This is a genomic window from Methanobacterium sp. CWC-01 (genome assembly GCF_030323845.1).
Classification (GTDB): domain Archaea; phylum Methanobacteriota; class Methanobacteria; order Methanobacteriales; family Methanobacteriaceae; genus Methanobacterium; species Methanobacterium aridiramus.
The window spans coordinates 1,040,174-1,056,856 of sequence record NZ_CP040735.1 but is presented as its reverse complement, the minus strand read 5'-3'; the positions used below and the strand labels follow the sequence as shown (position 1 = coordinate 1,056,856).

Sequence of the window (16,683 nt, the reverse complement as noted above, 5' to 3'; positions counted from 1 at the left end):
GTTTGAAAGAAGAGTTTAATTAGATATTTGATTTAATGGTTGGGGAGAAAAATGGAAAAAAATCCTTATGAAATTTTTCAGAAAGAATGTCCTGATTTAGCCGAAAGTTTCAATAAATTAGTAGAGGTCCAGAGGTCAATGGAGGGATTAGATGCTAAGACCAAGCAATTAATAAACATTGCCATACAGACTGCCAACTCCAATCCCCTAGGTGTCCAGTTACACGCCCAAATAGCCCGGAAAAGCGGAGCCAGCCGAGAAGAAGTCAAAGAAGCTGTCGTTATGAATTTACATCTTTCAGGACTCTCAAAAGTTCTTAATTGTCTTCCAGCGGCTCTTGATGGTTATGGATAGACATTTAATAATTAATGATAAGCACTAGTGAGAATTATGTTGGAATATAACGGATTGTTTATTAACACCCATCCACAAGTCTATGAACCTGCTGAAGACAGTTTATTACTGGCCAATACCCTTGAATTAAGTCGAAAAGATGTTGTTCTAGAAATAGGAACAGGTACGGGCATCATCGCAATTTCAGCCGCCAGGAAAGTAGCCCGAGTGGTGGCCACCGATATTAATCCCTGGGCAATACATTGTGCAAGTAAGAATCTGATTGCCAATCGTGCCTTCAACGTAGAGCTACGCGAAGGAAATCTTTTTGAACCTGTCCAGGGAGAAAAATTTGACCTAATCGTCTTCAATACTCCTTATCTACCTACTGAAGAGGATGAAATGCTGGATGATGATTTAAACTCAGCTTGGGATGGTGGCATTAACGGTAGAGAAATTATAGATAAGTTTTTAGATGGTTTACGTGGACATATTCGTGAAGGAGGTCGGGTTCAGTTGGTGCAGTCTTCCCTGTCTGATGTGGACAGGACCCTGGAAAGATTAGAGCAGATAGGATTTCAAGCATCGGTAATAGCCGTGGAAAAATGTTTTTTTGAGGAAATAGTGGTTATTAGTGGAAAATTAGGCCCCTGAGTTGAAATCCATTCTAATTCACCTTGTTTTTGACCCCATAGATAATAACCTGAAATAAACCCTATTTAAAGCCTAAATCCAAACTTTAAAAATAAAATTACAAGGTTGAGGTGTTAAATATTGGGTTCTAATTTTTTCAGCAGGCGTGTTCTTAGAAAAACGGCCAATATAAACATCAAAGGCTTCATTAGAATTACCAGAGGAAAAAACATGTAACCAGATGGTTGCATTACCCTTCTCAGCCAATATTTGAGATAATCTTTCATTCAACCTATAGGGTGACGAGGTAAATTTATAACGATTGTCTGTGAGGTTTTGGGTGGAATCTATTATCCAGCAGGCAGACTGATCCATTACCATAGGAGGATCTGTCATAATATAGATATCTGTATTGTTGATATCGTTTTGAGTTACAGTAAAGGGCTTGCATTTCCATCCGGGCTTGTTATAGGCTGATCCTCGAGTATGTTGATAATTGTGCGTGAGATTGCAGTGAGGACAGATTAAAGGCTGATACCGATCAGGAGAAGTTTCTGATGGTTGGTGGGATACAATGGAAGTTAAGACAATGGCGATCATATAATCACACATGATGGTACGGTTAATGGTTAAAATATCCCTTGCTGCTTCCGGATGCTCCTGGTTATTTACAGTGATGGTTTCCAGGGAACGATCCCGGGGGGATACGATCATGGTGGAGTTTAAACCAAATGGTAGTAATTTACCATCCATAAGCTCGTGATAATTTTCAGCCAGTTTTAATATCTTTTTCATGTTCAAAGTATTGTTAAATGTCCCGGTGGCAGAATCCGCTTGAGCTAATCCAGGTTTTACCATGGAAAGGGGTTGATGACCTTCTTCCCAATTCTCTGGAGAACCTGGTGTGGTCAACAATAAATTTGCATTTTCAGTTACGATTCTCTGTAAAGAATGTACATAAGAAGTTTCATCCATTTTCGAACTTATCAAGTCCATGTTATTTGCAGAAACTCCTAAAAAGACGGCAAATACCACTAGTGCCAGTAATAAATCCATGGACAATACTTGTCCAGCCTCTTTGTCCTGAAAATTATTCCCGAACATATAATCACGTTAAATCCGGGGTAATCCATACTTTTTTCGGTGCGAATCGTCTAAAAATAGTTGAAAAATGAGAGCCCCCTCCTGATGATATTGAATACTTCCTCCCGGATAGATATCACTGCCGTTCTCTCCGAATATAACGTGATCCACAGAACAGGGCGCACTATCAGATTGGTTGTAGGTCGGAGGAGGTATAATGAATATTTCAAGTCCCTGGTGTAGGCAGGTGCTCTTTCCTTCCAACCTACATAGATAGCAGGCACCATCATTGCTCTCATGATAGAATCCGTTGTCTAGACAGTTTTTCAGAGTTTCTAGTGTAACCGGATCCCCATGGCCTACAAAGGGATCATATGGACATTTTTTAATGAATAAAGGAGAACTAGCATTTTCATATAGCGCCCAATTCTTTTCACCTCTTTGTTCTAGATATGACGCCAGGCTATGGCCATAATAAATTCTGCTGCCGTTTATGGAGGCTCCACCATATTCATAGCATTTAACAATGGGCATGGGATCCGGTAGCGGATCGTTAGGGTCATTAATAGAAATTTTCTGGCGGAGGATCCGTTGATGCGAAACTTTATCCTTCTGGACTACCACAGTGGATGTTACTTCCACTTCAAAGGGGTCATTAGATTCTTTAATTGATTCTACAGTGCAGTTTACTTGTAATCCATATTTATTATAATTTTGAGTAATCTGATCCACTTTAAGCTGTAAATTATCCTTTGTTGATTTTTTACTATCAGATAATGGTTTTTTAGAGTTAATGACATCAAAAGCCTCTTCTTTTAATACTATTCGGCCCAGGTGTGGTATGTTGGACTCCAAGTCCTGGAAGACGTGTAAACAGTTTTCAGATTCTATGAACAGGGAATTTGATTCTGTGTTAGCATAATTTACATCAACGAGTACCATAACCAGCGCTAAAACTGGCAATATTAGTAAAAAAGATGTTCCAGCCATTACATATCCGCTATTATCCATACCATCACCACGAAATTATAAGTATTACTAATTATTATTATAGTAATAATATTTAAGTTTAAGGTACCACTCATAATATTGGTATTAACTTTTCGTGAAAAATTCATAAATAGATTAATAGGTGAAAAAGTAGGATAAAAGTGGTGAGGTAACACTTTTAGATTAGTATTACCTCTCTTTTGAGATATAAAAAAACCATTCTAAGAACTATTCACTTAGTTTAATTTCAAATAAAGAGTTACATAAATTTTTACTAGGAGGTTCAATATGAAGGACATTGTACGAGGCTGGCGTCATATTCCCCAGCGCTACAATCTTATAGGGTCAAAATGTATCCACTGCGGGAAGGTCTATTTCCCAGTTAGGGTTATATGCCCCGAGTGCAGAAGGAAAGGTAAATTAGAAGAAATAAAATTAAGTGGAAAAGGTAGAATTCATACCTACTCAGTTATACACACCCCCACCGATGACTTCAAGTTAATATCACCCTATGTGGTGGCCATTATAGAGCTGGAGGAAGGAACCAGAATAACCAGTCAAATTGTGGACTCCGATGGAGATAACATAGAAATTGGTGATGAGGTAGAAGTTGTATTTAGAAAAATCAGAGAAGAAGGCGATGATGGAGTGATATCTTATGGCTACAAATTCAAACTCAAATGATGTGGGCGTAATTCTGGTAGGCCACGGAAGTCGATTACCATATGGTAAAGACGTTTTAAGTCAATTAGCAGAGATATATAAAAAGAATACGGAATATCCTGTGGAAATTGGGTTTATGAACATGTCCAAACCATCCATACCCACCTCCATCAATAAACTGGCTGATATGGGCGTGAAAAAGATTGTGGTTACTCCAGTCTTCCTGGCTGATGGTGTTCATACCACCCAGGACATTCCTCGAATTCTGGGACTGGACAATGGCAACGAAAACCTGGAACACAACCACCATCATGACCATGACCATGATGGAGAAGAGGAGCACGTGCATTTCCATGGAGAGATTATCTACACCAAGCCCCTGGGTGCAGACAGTCGTATAGCTGATATAATTAAAGATCGGGTAGATAATGCCCTCTAATAAACTTAAAATTTCGGATATTGGCGAAAAAAGACTGATTAAACGGCTCCTATCTCAGAGCCAGAAGTCCATTCCCCATTCCCCTTTTTTTAAAAACTTTTTCAACAATAATTCACTGAAAAGTCTTGAGGATGATGCTGCTATCCTATCCATGGGAGACCAGTATCTGGTAATAACTTCTGATCTGCTCTTCCAGCCCTCTCACTTTCCCCCAGAGATGTCTCCCCTGGAAATGGGGATGAAATCTGTGGTGGTTAATTTAAGTGATTTAGCCGCAATGGGTGCCCGTCCCCTGGGAATTATCATGTCCATGGGGCTCCCTCCAGATCTTCCTCTGGAAGATTTTGATTTACTAGTTGAAGGGATATTGAAAACATGTGAAAACTACGATATCGCCCTTCTGGGAGGAGATACCAACCAGACTGATGAAATAACCCTATGTGGAACGGCACTGGGAATGGTTGATCGGGAAAAACTTTTAATGAAATCTGGAGCGCGAGAGGGGGATTTAGTAGCTGTTACCGGGACTTTAGGTTCTGCCGCAGCCGGTTTTGAAGTTCTATTAAGTGATGAATTAGTTATGGATGCACTTAATCTAAAGGAAAAAGATAAAATATTAAAAAAGGCTTTACAACCTATAGCCCGAGTAGAGGAGAGTATGAAGTTATCTGAAAATAAAGCCACATCCTGCACTGATATAACCGATGGACTGGTAAGTGAAATGGGAGAAATTATTGCAGCAAGTGACCAGAAAATAGGAATCCGTTTCTATGAGGATAAAATCCCCACAAGGCCTATTTTAGATGTAGTTGCCCGGATAAGTGGGAAAAACAGCCAAGAAATGGTTCTTTACTATGGAGAAGACTTTGAATTGCTTTTCACTATTAATCCCCAGGATTTTAGCTCCCTGCAGGGAGAAATTGAGGTGCATGCCATTGGGGAAGTTACCAGTTCCGGACGGATCGAGATGATAGATAAGGATGGAAAGACAAATATACTGGTACCAAGGGGTTACGAGCATCTACATAAATCCTAAAATCAGGGAGGATCATGAAGAAAGAGGCCATGCTCTATGAAAAAGTAGGGCCCATGTTGAACTGTCACGTGTGTAACCGACGTTGTCTTATTTCCAGGGGAAAAAGAGGCTTCTGTAACATGCGTGAGAACATAGAAGATACTCTTTATAGTTTAAACTATGCAGCGGCCTCCTCCATAGCTGTAGATCCCATCGAAAAAAAGCCCTTATTTCACTTTTATCCCGGTACCAGTTCTTTTTCCCTGGGGACTCTGGGATGTAACTTCCGTTGCCGGTACTGCCAGAACTGGAGCATATCCCAGGCAGAATTAGAAGACATTCCCACCCGAGAACTTCCACCTGAAGAGGCCATCAAACTTACCAAGGAATACAACTGTTTTTCTATTTCCTGGACCTACAACGAGCCCACCATGTGGTTTGAATATACCTACGATTCGGCTATTTTAGCCCAGAAGGCGGATATTAAGACGGTTTATGTAACCAATGGTTACATGAGTCAGGAAGCCCTGGAACTCATCACTCCCTTCTTGGACGCGGCCAATGTGGATTTAAAGGGGATGTCGGAGCGTTTCTATAAGGAATTATGTGATGCCCGGCTTCAGCCCGTCCTGGATAACATCCAAACCATGTATGAAAATGGGATTCATTTAGAAGTGACCAATCTAATAATACCAGGATACAATGACTCCGAGGATGATCTTAAGGTTCTGGTTAAATTCATGGCGGAAGAAGTAGGGGTAGAAGTGCCTCTGCACTTCAGCCGTTTTCATCCCGATTATCAGCTTAATCAGGTCCAACCCACCCCCATTAAAACCTTAGAAAAGGCCCGAGATATGGCCCGTGAAGCAGGGATGCGCTACGTTTACATTGGTAACGTTCCAGGGCATGATGGAGAAAATACCCGCTGTTATGAATGTGAAGAACTTCTTATACAACGAGACGGGTTTAAAGTAGTGGATAAAGGATTAAAAAAGAATAAATGTCCTCACTGTGGAGCCCCCATAGATATTGTAGATTGAAAACGGAATTCTAACTATAAGGTCTGACTGACCCGCTCAAACTTCTCTTTTTTATCTAAAGGTTTGGTTGCGTCTACTCCCACCTTGGTGGTCGTTCCATCAGGTGCAGCACAAGGATCCAGAGACGATCCTCGAGCCAAGGGGACTATTATAATGTCTTCATCGCCCTTAACTCTCGTAGCTATGGCGTACTCCAGATCCTCAGGGTCGAATACGTTGACATCTTCATCTACAACCACACAATGTTTTAGGGATGGATGAGCAGCCAAGGCCGCCATGATCACATTTTTACCATCCCCCTGAGTTTGTTTCTGGATTGAAACAGCCGCATGAAGCCAGCAACAGCCACCCCCTGTTAAAACCACATGCTTAACGGTTGGTACCGTGTTTTGGACCGCTTGGAAAATGCGTGGCTCCTGGGGCAGGCCCTGCAGAAGTTTATGCTCGTTGCCGGCCGGCATTATAGCATGATACAGAGAATTATCACGATAATGGACTCTGTCCAGTTCTATAACTGGTTCTTGCCTTACCACGTCGTAGGTATCGGTTAAATCCACGAAAGGTCCCTCCTCAGCACGTTCATAGGGAAGAATCTTACCTTCCATGAGAATCTCACATTCCGGCACCTCTAAATCCACTGTTTCACAGTTAATCAGACCCATCTCCCCATTTTGAAAGTTATTAGCCACTTCCAGTTCATCGGTGGCTATGGAGACAGATGTTGTAGTTGCTAATAGTGTAGCCGGATCCATTCCAATGGCTATTGCGATCTCCAGTGGTTCACCATTGCGTTCTGCCCTCTGATGATAGGTGTACAGGTGCCGGGGCACTATGCGAGCGGTGAGCTTATCTGCACCCAGTACCAACATGCGGTGAATGGAAGCATTTCTCACCCCGGTATCCGGATCCTTAGCTATAATAACCCCTGCGGTGATATAGGGCCCACCATCCTTTTTATAATAGGTGGGGACAGGTAATTCAGTCATGTCCGGTTTTTTGGATATATCAAAGAATTTCTTAGCATCCTGATATTTATCAATTGGTACTGGGTTTTCTGTGGCCTCAACTATTCTCTGGGTAATGCCAGAGACTTCAACTCCCATGGCTTGGGATATTTTTTCACGGGTATTACAAATGCCGGAAACAATCTTCATTTCGGTTTCTCTGATATTCTGGAAAATTAGCGTGTCTTTTGGATATTTCCGCATGATTTCACAGATTTGCAGATAGGTTGAAACTTTCTCTTCTATTTCCAATACTCTTGAATCATCCTCAAGAGTTTTTAAAAATTCTCGCATAAAATCACCCCAAATCCCAACTATTCATATCTTAATCATATCCTGGATACAATGTAAATACAAGCAGTATAACGACTATTGCTCCCCAGATGTAATTGACAGGACAGGCACATTCCCCAGTGGAGCAGCTTAAACCATCTTCAGGATCTTCATCATTAATTTTCATTTATTCACTCATAATAAGTTATAGCCAGTAATGACAGGATTTCACCATTTACAATTTATATGGCCCTTAAAGTTAAGTAATTCCTCTTTTATGAGGTTATCACCAAGGGCCAGCATTTCCGCCGCCAAGATAGCTGCATTCCCACCGGCATCTATTCCGGTGGTAGCCACCGGGACCCCGGGAGGCATGTTAACCATGGACAACAGGGCATCCAAACCATCCAAGCGCATGGAACAGGGCACTCCCAGAACCGGTTTTTCAGTGTGCGCTACGACTGCACCAGTAACATGAGCAGAAAGTCCCGAGATGGCAATAAAAACCTCTGCATCTCTATTTATATCCAGAAATTTTTCAAACTTATCAGGAGATCGGATAGGAGACACTACCGCTGATTCATGACTGATATTGAGCTTGTCCAAGAACATGGTAGTCTTTTTAGCTACCTTCATGTCCGAATAGCTTCCTGACACCACCGCCACTTTAGGGGGATTTAAATTTGGAGAAGTAGAAGTTTCATCTGGATTATCCTTCATTTCACTCTTCCAGGAAGGGGGGGAGTAATATTTACCCCGCAAACTATCCAGAAGTTTATCCTCATCTTCCTTTACCTTGGTAAAAAAATCTTTTCTCATGGAAGAAAGCCTTTCTCTGACATTGAAATCGTGAATACCAATAATTTGAGCCGCTAAAATGGCTGCATTTTCACCACGATCCACCCCCACCGTGGCTACGGGTGCACCAAGGGGCATCTGTACCGTTGCGAAGAGGGCATCCAATCCCCCCAGTTTAACATCAACCGGGACACCAATAACTGGCTTATAAGTATTGGCCGCTATTATACCCGGTAAATGGGCTGAAAGCCCAGCTATGCCCATAAAAACTTCTATTCCTTTTTCAGTCGCTTTAGAAACTATATGTTTCACTTTTTGATGGGTCCGGTGGGCGGAGGCTACTCGGATATCGTAGGGTATCTCCAATTTCTCCAGAGCGTCCAGAGCCTTCTCGGCAATATTTATATCGGATGCACTTCCCAGCAGTATCATTACTTTAGGTTCCATTTGGTAACCTCAATTCATAACTAGGTTTTAAAGTGATTTTTCAGATGCTGTCCGGCTGTTATTCACTAAAACTTTATGTTAAACTGGTAATAAAGTTTTGTGGAACCTTCCTTATTTAATACTGCCAGTTACCAATTTATATATAAGAAGATGACGTAAGTGAACTAAAGAGGTGTGACTTAGTGTCTTGGATCATTCTAATTTTTGTCTTAATTCTTTCGTCAGTTAAAAATAGAACTGAAAGACGAGAAATGACTGTTTCAGTAATTATTCCCGCATTTAACGAAGAGAACACCGTCGGTGAAGTGGTTAAAGTGGTTAAATCCCTGAAATATATCTATGAAATCATCGTGGTTGATGATGGTTCCACCGATAACACCGGGGATGTTGCCAAGTCAGCTGGAGCCATAGTCATCAGTCACATAAAAAATCGTGGGAAGGGAGCAGCAATAAAAACTGGTTTTAATAATTCAAATGGAGATATAGCTGTATTTCTAGACGCAGATATCCAAAATTTAACTGCAGATAAAGTGGATAAAATCATCAAACCCATCCTTAGGGACGAAGCAGATGTCACCAAGACCAAATTTAAAAGGGAAGCAGGGCGAGTTACAGAACTTACGGCCAAACCTCTCTTAAATTTTTTCTTTCCAGAGATCAAATTTGAACAACCGCTCAGCGGCCAGTTTGCGGCTAAAAGGTCCTTTCTTAAGGGCATAAAACTGGAGGACGATTACGGAGTGGATGTTGGTATAGTGCTGGATGCAGATGTCCGTGGAATGAGAATTAAAGAGGTTGATATTGGAAAAATCGACCATGTGCTTTCCTCACTTCATGAGCTGAACATAGTAGCCACGGAGGTAGTTAGAACCATTGTGGACCGTGCCACAGAGTATGGCCGCATCACCATGATTGACACCCTGGGGAAACACATCAGAATGGGGCTTCTGGGACTTTCACTAGCAACACTGGGATTTTTCTGCGTATTCTTCATAAGATTCTTCCCAGTCCAGTTAGGCCTGTTAATATCACTTGTTGGAGCCATAGTGGCTATTTTCTATATAATAAGGATATTTAAAACTTCATTCCGGTCTTTGATCAAATCTGACGGGAAATCGCGGAGTTTAAGATCGTTCTTCTATATGCATTCCCCTATGATAGTCTCTGGACTCATCATGGTGGCTATGCTGGCTACTCTTTTGGGATCAGTTCATGTGGATGAAGGAAAGATATCCATAGAACCAGCCTCCCGTAATCTGATTATATGGAAAAATGTCTCCGAAAATAAGAGTTTTGACATTAGAGGACCTTATCTGGTGGATAGTGCCCTTGAAAATGAATCTTCATTGATAAGAAGCCCGCCAGATGCCATGAGCACATTAGGCCTAGGATACGGGGACTCTATTTACATAAATCAACGGCGTTATAATTTAACCCAAAATCTCCAAGGGGAAGAAAATGTCCTGCGCATACCCTATGATGCCCGTGAATACTTTGGTTTGAACATCAGGGACGTCATCCCCGACACCAATCTAAGGAATATTTTCAAGAATCTGTACGCTGAAAGAAGTATAATTCTGCAGAATGCTGGTGATCTAAATGTTAAAGAAGGAGTAATCCTTCGAAGTGGGGAGGATGACGGTAAATATATTAACATCTACCTCAACGACCAAAAAATCAGTACCACAACCGGAATAATCAACAACGGGACCTATAGCATATATGTTAACAGCGTTAAATACCGGGAGGTTTTCATTAATAAAAATAAACCAACCACAATCATTTATATCCAGAGTGGACGAGATACTGTGAAAATAGAAATTGAAGGTAACGTGAAGTCGGACATGGAAATCCCCAATGCTGCTAGGGGAAGGTTCCTGAACGTTATATTCTCGGGTTAACTGGCATATGGTACAATTAATAAATTTGCAGAGGAAGCCTGTAATAATTTGCTGCGATCATTTCTTGAATCAGAATAACTTAGAGAGTAGCCGAGACCTATTCATAAACCCGTGCGGCTTCCTTCAAATCGTTATAAACACCCAGAGCAGCTAAGGCCCCAATTTTTCCCTGTTTACCCGTAACCTCCACCAGTTCTACTCCCGTTTCTTTTGCAACCATTTCAGCTTGTTCCACTGTGATCATGGATTTCTTAGTAGCTTCAGAGTAGTCTCTAAGCTTTTGAGGGATTTTAACTCCAGAAAGTACAGCAATTGCTGTTTTATCAGATAAAGTGTAGCTTTTTAATAGTTGGCATGTTTCCTTAACTAAATGTTCCCTTTCACCGGGTCGAACCGCAAACACCAAGGCTATAGCCACACAGTTCTGAGTCTTATGGGGATTATGGGGATAAAGTTGTACAGTAACGTGATCTAGATACTGGTAACCCTTTTTAGCAAGTTTCATTGCAACATTATGGGCCATAGTCCAGGTTGCTCCCTCTTCTTTGGTGTCGGTATCATCTATGCCCAGAACTACCTTCTCCATGCGAGGAGTTATCACCGCCGCCCTACCTAACTTGGATCCTCCGCCGACATCATAGAGTTCAACCCTTTTAACCCCCTCAGCCATCCCGCGACACATCCCTGCTCCCACTCCGGCACCAGCAAGTCCAGCGTGGACGACACGTACTTCATCTCCTTCAACAGCAACTTCTTCGATTCCAGCAGCCCTGAAGCTAGGTTTAAGGTTTAAATCAACCTTGCCCACCCTGGTTAGGTAGGTGTGCCGGTTCCCATCTCTCTCAGATTTCAGTACCAGTTCACTGGACCTCCCATACTGGTAGACCATCCATTCCGATCCGCCAATGCAGGGGTGGTACTCCACAATTTCCACCAGATCATCATCCACCAGGGTAAGCACCTTCTGATAAGGGACTATCCAGGGGTCCTGAAACTTTTCTTTGAGGTCTTGTGGGGTTAATATTTCCATGCTTAACTCTCCATCGATATAATCTTGTTAAAATTAATCTACCTGTCGAGTGTGGGGCCTAAAATACCATATTCTTTAGGTAGCCAAATAACCATCTTAGGATGATTTGTGGCGAATTGGGGCATGATCGAAAAAAAACAAGTGGAATGACTATTCCAGTCGTTCCACCATTTTTACCGCGGCTTCCACGGCACGTTTAGCATAATCCACCCGTTGATGGGCTTCTAAACGGGTCATACCCGGCCCTGTGATGCCCAGGGCCACTGGTTTATCATAATCCAGGGCCAGATCAGCGATTTTTCGTGATGCATGCTGCACCACGATTTGATCGTGATCAGTAGCTCCTTCAATAACTGCACCCAGAGTTATGGCAGCATCAATATCATCCATCTCCAAAAGTTTCTTAATGGCCAGAGGCATGTCGAAAACCCCTGGAACAGTGATAACTTGAGTTATTTCCGAGTCTAAAAATTTAGCGTGCTCTTTAGCAAGTTCTAACATCATATGAGTTATGTCATAGTTGAATTCGGCAACAACTGCCCCAATTCTTACCTTAACCATACTTAGTTCCTCCCGTAAATAATTGCCTACTTTTAATCTCAGATAGGATTATTTTAAAAGTTCTTATATTAAATTTAATTATCTATCCTTAGAATTATATCCATTAGAATGCTAATACAATTGCAGCCACCGAACTTATGACCATGATCACAATTATGAACAGAGCTATTATCTGTGGACGTTCCATTTGACAATCTCCTTTCTATCTCATTTCCAAAAAATTGGAAATTTCTTCAAGACATTCACCCAATATTTTTACTTCTTCCGTTGTGTTATAGTAGTGGAAAGAGGCCCTCACAGTTCCCCCTGCTTTCCGGGCTTCCAAGTGTTCAATGGATGGAATTGCACAGTGTTGTCCGCTTCGAACGCAAATGTTTTTTGTTTCGTCCAGGATCTTAGCCAGGTCGTGGGGGTTTATTCCATCAATATTGAAGGATACTATTCCATAAATATTTTCTGGACTGCCGTACAAGGTTGTTCCATCAAGGTCGATAAGTCGTTTATAAAGAATTTGAGTAAGTTTTCTATCATGTTTTTCGATTTTACTGATGCCTATACGTTTCACATAATTTACCGCAGCACCTAATCCAATAAATCCAGCTATGTTCTGTGTTCCTCCTTCAAATCGGTTGGGGCACGGAGTTAATTGAAAACCATTCCTAGAAACATATTCCACAGTCCCGCCACCCAGATTCATTGGCTCCATTTTCTCCTGAATATCCTGGTCACAGTATAGAAATCCTGTACCCACCGGACCCAGTATACCTTTATGACCTGGAAAAGCGATGAAATCAGCCTTAAGATCTTTCACATTTAATTTTAAGTGACCCGCGGATTGGGCTGCGTCAATTAAGTATGGTGTACCCTTTTCCCTGGCTATTTTTCCCAGTTCTTCCACCGGCTGTACCGAACCAATGGAATTGGAGATGTGGGTGATGGTTAAAAGTTTAGTGTTCTTATCAATAGCATTATCGATATCAGATGGGTCAACAACACCCTCCTGATTGGCCTTAACAATTTCTACCTCCACACCTCTTTTTTTAAGATTAAGCCAGGGGACCAGGTTGGAGTGATGTTCCATGTTGGAAACCACGATTCTGTCGCCTTTTCTGAATTTAATGCCCTTGGCCACCAGGTTTATGGCTTCAGTGGTATTTTTGGTGAAAATTATTTCATTAGAACTGGCCGCCCTAAAAAATTTTGCCACGATTTCTCTGGCATTTTCCATTTCCTGTGTGGCTTTTGCTGTTAAGCGATAAGCTCCCCGCCCAGTATTGGCATTGTAATGATAGAAATAATCACACATAGCCTCCACCACCGGCCGGGGGGTGGGAGTGGTGCTGGCCGCGTCCAGATAAATATAATCTTCCAAAAGTGGGATGTCCTCCCTTACATCAGCAGTTTTCATTATTAACCTCAAGTTTCATGTAAAGGATTTGCTCGCAGATTTCTACTTCCATGTGGTTCAATACATAATAAAAGAAGCATAGGCCCCTATACCTCCAGCTTCCGTCTTACTTCACGGGCCATCTCCATAGTGGATGCTGTACCTTTCAAATCACCGGTAACCACTTTACCCTCTGCCAGGACGGCCACCAGTGCTTCCTCCAGTCTTCGAGCTTCCTCATGCTCTTCCAGGTAGTCCAGCATTAACACCGCCGAGAGGATCATTGCTGATGGATTGGCGGTGCCTTTACCGGCGTGACTGGGCGCCGAGCCATGTACCGGTTCAAAGAGACCCTGATTTTCCCCAATGTTAGCAGAAGGAATTAATCCTAAACCACCCACTAAACCTGCCCCCTCGTCGGATAATATATCACCAAAGAGATTGGTGGTTACTATAACATCGAACATTTCCGGTTTGGTGATGAAGAACATTGCCGTGGCATCTACATAACGGTCGTCTAACTCCATATCAGGATATTCTTTGGCTACTTTGTAAAAAATCTCTTTGAAGAGCCCATCAGTTTTTTTCAAAACGTTGGCCTTGTGTACAGCGGTTACCTTACTCCGGTTTGTTTTTTTGGCGTATTCGAAGGCAAATTTACATATTCTCTCCGATGCTTTTCGGGTGACAATCCGCAGTGCAGTGGCTCCCTCTTCGGTGTATTCCTCCCTTCCAATGTAGAGTCCTTCGGTGTTTTCTCTCACTATTACGAAGTCTATGTTGTCAAAAAGACAATTTGTTCCAGGATAAGATTTAACTGGTCGCAAGTTTACATAGAGGTCTAATTCTTGCCTCATTTTCACAATAACGTCAGCAGCAGATTCTCCTGCCGCACCGAAAAGACATGCCTGGGAATTTTTTACTATATCCACTGTTTCCTGGGGCAACGCTACCCCACTTTTTTCCATATATTCATCACCAGCCTCGGCAAACTGGTAATCAAATTCAACATCCAGGGCTTCTAAAATATGTAGGGTGGCTTCCATCACCTCTTTACCAATCCCATCACCAGGTATAACTGCTATTCTATACATAACAACACTCCTATTACTATTCCCTATTACTATTCTATAATTCAATTAATTTCATTTTCAAGTTCCACAATCATTATTAGAAGAAAAAAATTCCTACTGGACTTTTATCTCGGCCAGATGGTTCTTCAGGTAACTGATTAGACCCCCTTCCTTCATTATACCCATCATGAAATCTGGCAGGGGTTTAATTTCAAACTCTTGAGAGCTATTTACATCCTTTAAAGTTCCTTTATCCACATCTATCTCAATCTCATCCCCCTCTAAGATGTGTCCCGAAATATTCTTGGCTTCTATCAAGAGCAGACCTATATTTATTGAGTTTCTATAAAATATCCTGGCAAAAGACTCGGCCACTACGGCTGCCACACCAGCTCCCTTGATGGCTATGGGGGCATGTTCCCGGGAAGATCCGCAGCCGAAATTTTTTCCGGCCACTATAATATCCCCTTTTTTTACTTTTTTGGAAAAATCAGGATCACATCCCTCCATCACACAGGCGGCAAGTTCTTTTTCCCCAGTTAATATTAGATAACGGCCAGGGATGATTATATCTGTGTCCACATCATCTCCAAACTTCCAGACCTTTCCTTTAATGATTTTATCCATTTTATCACCTACTTTTGATGCCTCTCAAAATATATTGGTAGTTTAAATCCATTAGTTCTGTTCATTCTCATTAGATTCAATAATTAACGTGGGTCGGTAATTTCCCCCTTTATGGCGGAGGCAGCTGCCACTGCAGCCGAACTGAGATAAACTTCGGCGTCTGGACTACCCTGTCGCCCCTTGAAGTTACGGTTGGAAGTGGAAAGACTGACTTCACCAGGCCCTAAGAGGCCTACATGTCCGCCCAAACAGGGCCCGCAGCAGGGGTTACATACTAGGGCCCCGGCATCCACGAATATGTTCATCAGCCCCTCATCTAGCGCATTACGATAGACTTCTCTTGAAGCCGGTATTACCAGCATACGCACATTTGTAGAGACTTCTTTTCCTTTTAATATTTCAGCAGCCACGCGCATATCATCCAGACGTCCGTTTGTACAGGATCCCAGGAATATTTGGTCAATAGTAGTTCCCTCAACCTCAGTTACTGGTTTTACATTATCCACGTTGTGGGGGCAGGCGATCTGGGGCACCAAATCAGTAACATCAACTTGCATGGTCTTCAGGGATTCTGCATCTTCATCGGTGCTAAATACCCGGTATTTCTTGTTCGATCTTTGTTCAATATATTTAATGGTCTTTTCATCAGGTTCTACCAGGCCAGTTTTGCCCCCCATTTCTATCGCCATGTTACATAGCACCATACGATCTGAAACTGACATTTTACTGGTGGTTTCACCGCCAAATTCACAAGCCTGATAGGTAGCGCCATCTGCACCCACCTGACCTATTATATTTAAAACCACATCCTTAGAGTAAACATGCTTATCCAATTTACCATCAATTTGGAATTTTATGGTTTCTGGAACTTTAAACCATAATTTACCCGTGGCAAAGACCATGGCCATATCAGTTGACCCTATACCTGTTGAAAATGCTCCTAATGCCCCATGAGTGCAAGTGTGCGAGTCAGTCCCCACCACCACTTCGCCAGGAACAACATGTCCTTTCTCCGGAAGTACTTGATGACAGACTCCCTCCCTTACATCATAAAAATTATCTATTCCTTGTTCACTGACAAATTCGCGCATTATGAGGTGATTTTGTGCTGCTTCCAGTGAATCAGCAGGTACCTGGTGGTCAAAGATCACCACGATTTTTTCTGGATCCCAGACCTCATCCACCCCAATCTTCTTAAAAGACTCTACTGATAAAGGTCCAGTTAAATCATGAGTCATGGCCACGTCTATATTGGCCATTACGATTTTTCCTGCGTCAACTTTTTCTATTCCCGCTGCTTTGGCTATTATTTTCTCTGCCATGGTCCTTGGCATTTATAATCCTCCTCTCTTAGTTTTTTAAGTTTATAATATGCTAAAAATACTC

18 protein-coding genes are annotated in these 16,683 nt (G+C 42.0%); 7 read left to right on the top strand and 11 right to left on the bottom strand.

Annotated features, from left to right (window positions below; all coding sequences use genetic code 11):
- The first annotated feature begins 51 nt into the window (after positions 1-51).
- Entirely contained in the window at positions 52-354 is a 303-nt protein-coding gene (locus FGU46_RS05600) for a carboxymuconolactone decarboxylase family protein (protein ID WP_286472607.1), read from the top strand.
- 36 nt (positions 355-390) lie between these two features.
- Positions 391-987, top strand: a complete 597-nt coding sequence (locus tag FGU46_RS05595; protein WP_286472605.1) for a HemK2/MTQ2 family protein methyltransferase — start codon at positions 391-393, stop codon at positions 985-987.
- A 72-nt stretch (positions 988-1,059) separates the two neighbouring features.
- Here FGU46_RS05595 and FGU46_RS05590 read toward each other — a convergent pair whose 3' ends face one another.
- Both FGU46_RS05590 and FGU46_RS05585 read right to left on the bottom strand, forming a co-directional pair.
- Positions 1,060-2,070, bottom strand: a complete 1,011-nt coding sequence (locus tag FGU46_RS05590; protein WP_286472603.1) for a hypothetical protein — start codon at positions 2,068-2,070, stop codon at positions 1,060-1,062.
- A 9-nt stretch (positions 2,071-2,079) separates the two neighbouring features.
- Positions 2,080-3,060, bottom strand: coding sequence for a hypothetical protein (locus tag FGU46_RS05585; protein WP_286472602.1), 981 nt, complete (start codon positions 3,058-3,060; stop codon positions 2,080-2,082).
- A gap of 267 nt (positions 3,061-3,327) precedes the next feature.
- Between FGU46_RS05585 and FGU46_RS05580 the strand changes: the two genes are divergently transcribed.
- From FGU46_RS05580 to amrS, 4 genes are read left to right on the top strand one after another with little or no spacing between them, the layout of a single operon-like run.
- A complete protein-coding gene (locus FGU46_RS05580; RefSeq protein ID WP_286472601.1) occupies positions 3,328-3,723 on the top strand; it encodes a Zn-ribbon domain-containing OB-fold protein in 396 nt (131 codons plus the stop codon).
- Entirely contained in the window at positions 3,698-4,141 is a 444-nt protein-coding gene (cfbA, locus tag FGU46_RS05575; protein WP_286472600.1) for a sirohydrochlorin nickelochelatase, read from the top strand. Before FGU46_RS05580 ends, cfbA begins: the two co-directional genes overlap by 26 nt.
- The gene (thiL, locus tag FGU46_RS05570; protein WP_286472598.1) at positions 4,131-5,177 is read left to right on the top strand and encodes a thiamine-phosphate kinase; all 1,047 of its coding nucleotides are present in this window, start codon (positions 4,131-4,133) and stop codon (positions 5,175-5,177) included. Before cfbA ends, thiL begins: the two co-directional genes overlap by 11 nt.
- Positions 5,178-5,191: 14 nt before the next feature.
- Positions 5,192-6,196 carry an AmmeMemoRadiSam system radical SAM enzyme gene (amrS, locus tag FGU46_RS05565; protein WP_286472596.1) on the top strand — a complete coding sequence of 335 codons (1,005 nt, stop codon included), beginning with the start codon at positions 5,192-5,194 and terminating at the stop codon, positions 6,194-6,196.
- A 14-nt stretch (positions 6,197-6,210) separates the two neighbouring features.
- Here the strand turns inward: amrS and FGU46_RS05560 are convergent, their stop codons facing one another.
- From FGU46_RS05560 to purE, 3 genes are read right to left on the bottom strand one after another with little or no spacing between them, the layout of a single operon-like run.
- On the bottom strand, positions 6,211-7,494 hold the full coding sequence (locus tag FGU46_RS05560; RefSeq protein WP_286472592.1) for a UbiD family decarboxylase: 1,284 nt from the start codon (positions 7,492-7,494) through the stop codon (positions 6,211-6,213).
- A 31-nt stretch (positions 7,495-7,525) separates the two neighbouring features.
- Positions 7,526-7,660 (bottom strand): hypothetical protein, encoded by a 135-nt coding sequence (locus tag FGU46_RS05555; protein WP_286472586.1) that lies wholly within the window; start codon positions 7,658-7,660, stop codon positions 7,526-7,528.
- A gap of 41 nt (positions 7,661-7,701) precedes the next feature.
- Positions 7,702-8,718: a 5-(carboxyamino)imidazole ribonucleotide mutase gene (purE, locus tag FGU46_RS05550; RefSeq protein ID WP_286472581.1), complete on the bottom strand. Its 1,017-nt coding sequence runs from the start codon at positions 8,716-8,718 to the stop codon at positions 7,702-7,704.
- A gap of 251 nt (positions 8,719-8,969) precedes the next feature.
- On the opposite strand from purE, the gene FGU46_RS05545 reads away from it, so the two are divergent.
- Positions 8,970-10,619 (top strand): glycosyltransferase, encoded by a 1,650-nt coding sequence (locus FGU46_RS05545; RefSeq protein WP_286472579.1) that lies wholly within the window; start codon positions 8,970-8,972, stop codon positions 10,617-10,619.
- A 97-nt stretch (positions 10,620-10,716) separates the two neighbouring features.
- Here FGU46_RS05545 and mmp11 read toward each other — a convergent pair whose 3' ends face one another.
- The 6 genes from mmp11 to hacA all read right to left on the bottom strand — a co-directional run bounded on the left by mmp11 (position 10,717) and on the right by hacA (position 16,631).
- Positions 10,717-11,649, bottom strand: coding sequence for a methanogenesis marker protein 11 (mmp11, locus tag FGU46_RS05540; protein ID WP_286472577.1), 933 nt, complete (start codon positions 11,647-11,649; stop codon positions 10,717-10,719).
- Between the two features lie 150 nt (positions 11,650-11,799).
- A complete protein-coding gene (ribH, locus tag FGU46_RS05535; RefSeq protein ID WP_286472575.1) occupies positions 11,800-12,210 on the bottom strand; it encodes a 6,7-dimethyl-8-ribityllumazine synthase in 411 nt (136 codons plus the stop codon).
- 202 nt (positions 12,211-12,412) lie between these two features.
- Complete coding sequence (locus tag FGU46_RS05530; RefSeq protein WP_286472570.1) at positions 12,413-13,618, bottom strand: cysteine desulfurase; 1,206 nt, start codon at positions 13,616-13,618, stop codon at positions 12,413-12,415.
- 86 nt (positions 13,619-13,704) lie between these two features.
- On the bottom strand, positions 13,705-14,718 hold the full coding sequence (locus FGU46_RS05525) for an isocitrate/isopropylmalate family dehydrogenase (RefSeq protein ID WP_415926589.1): 1,014 nt from the start codon (positions 14,716-14,718) through the stop codon (positions 13,705-13,707).
- A 66-nt stretch (positions 14,719-14,784) separates the two neighbouring features.
- A complete protein-coding gene (locus FGU46_RS05520; protein WP_286478223.1) occupies positions 14,785-15,285 on the bottom strand; it encodes a 3-isopropylmalate dehydratase small subunit in 501 nt (166 codons plus the stop codon).
- Positions 15,286-15,380: 95 nt separating this feature from the next.
- Entirely contained in the window at positions 15,381-16,631 is a 1,251-nt protein-coding gene (gene hacA / locus FGU46_RS05515) for a homoaconitase large subunit (RefSeq protein ID WP_286472566.1), read from the bottom strand.
- Positions 16,632-16,683: the final 52 nt, after the last annotated feature.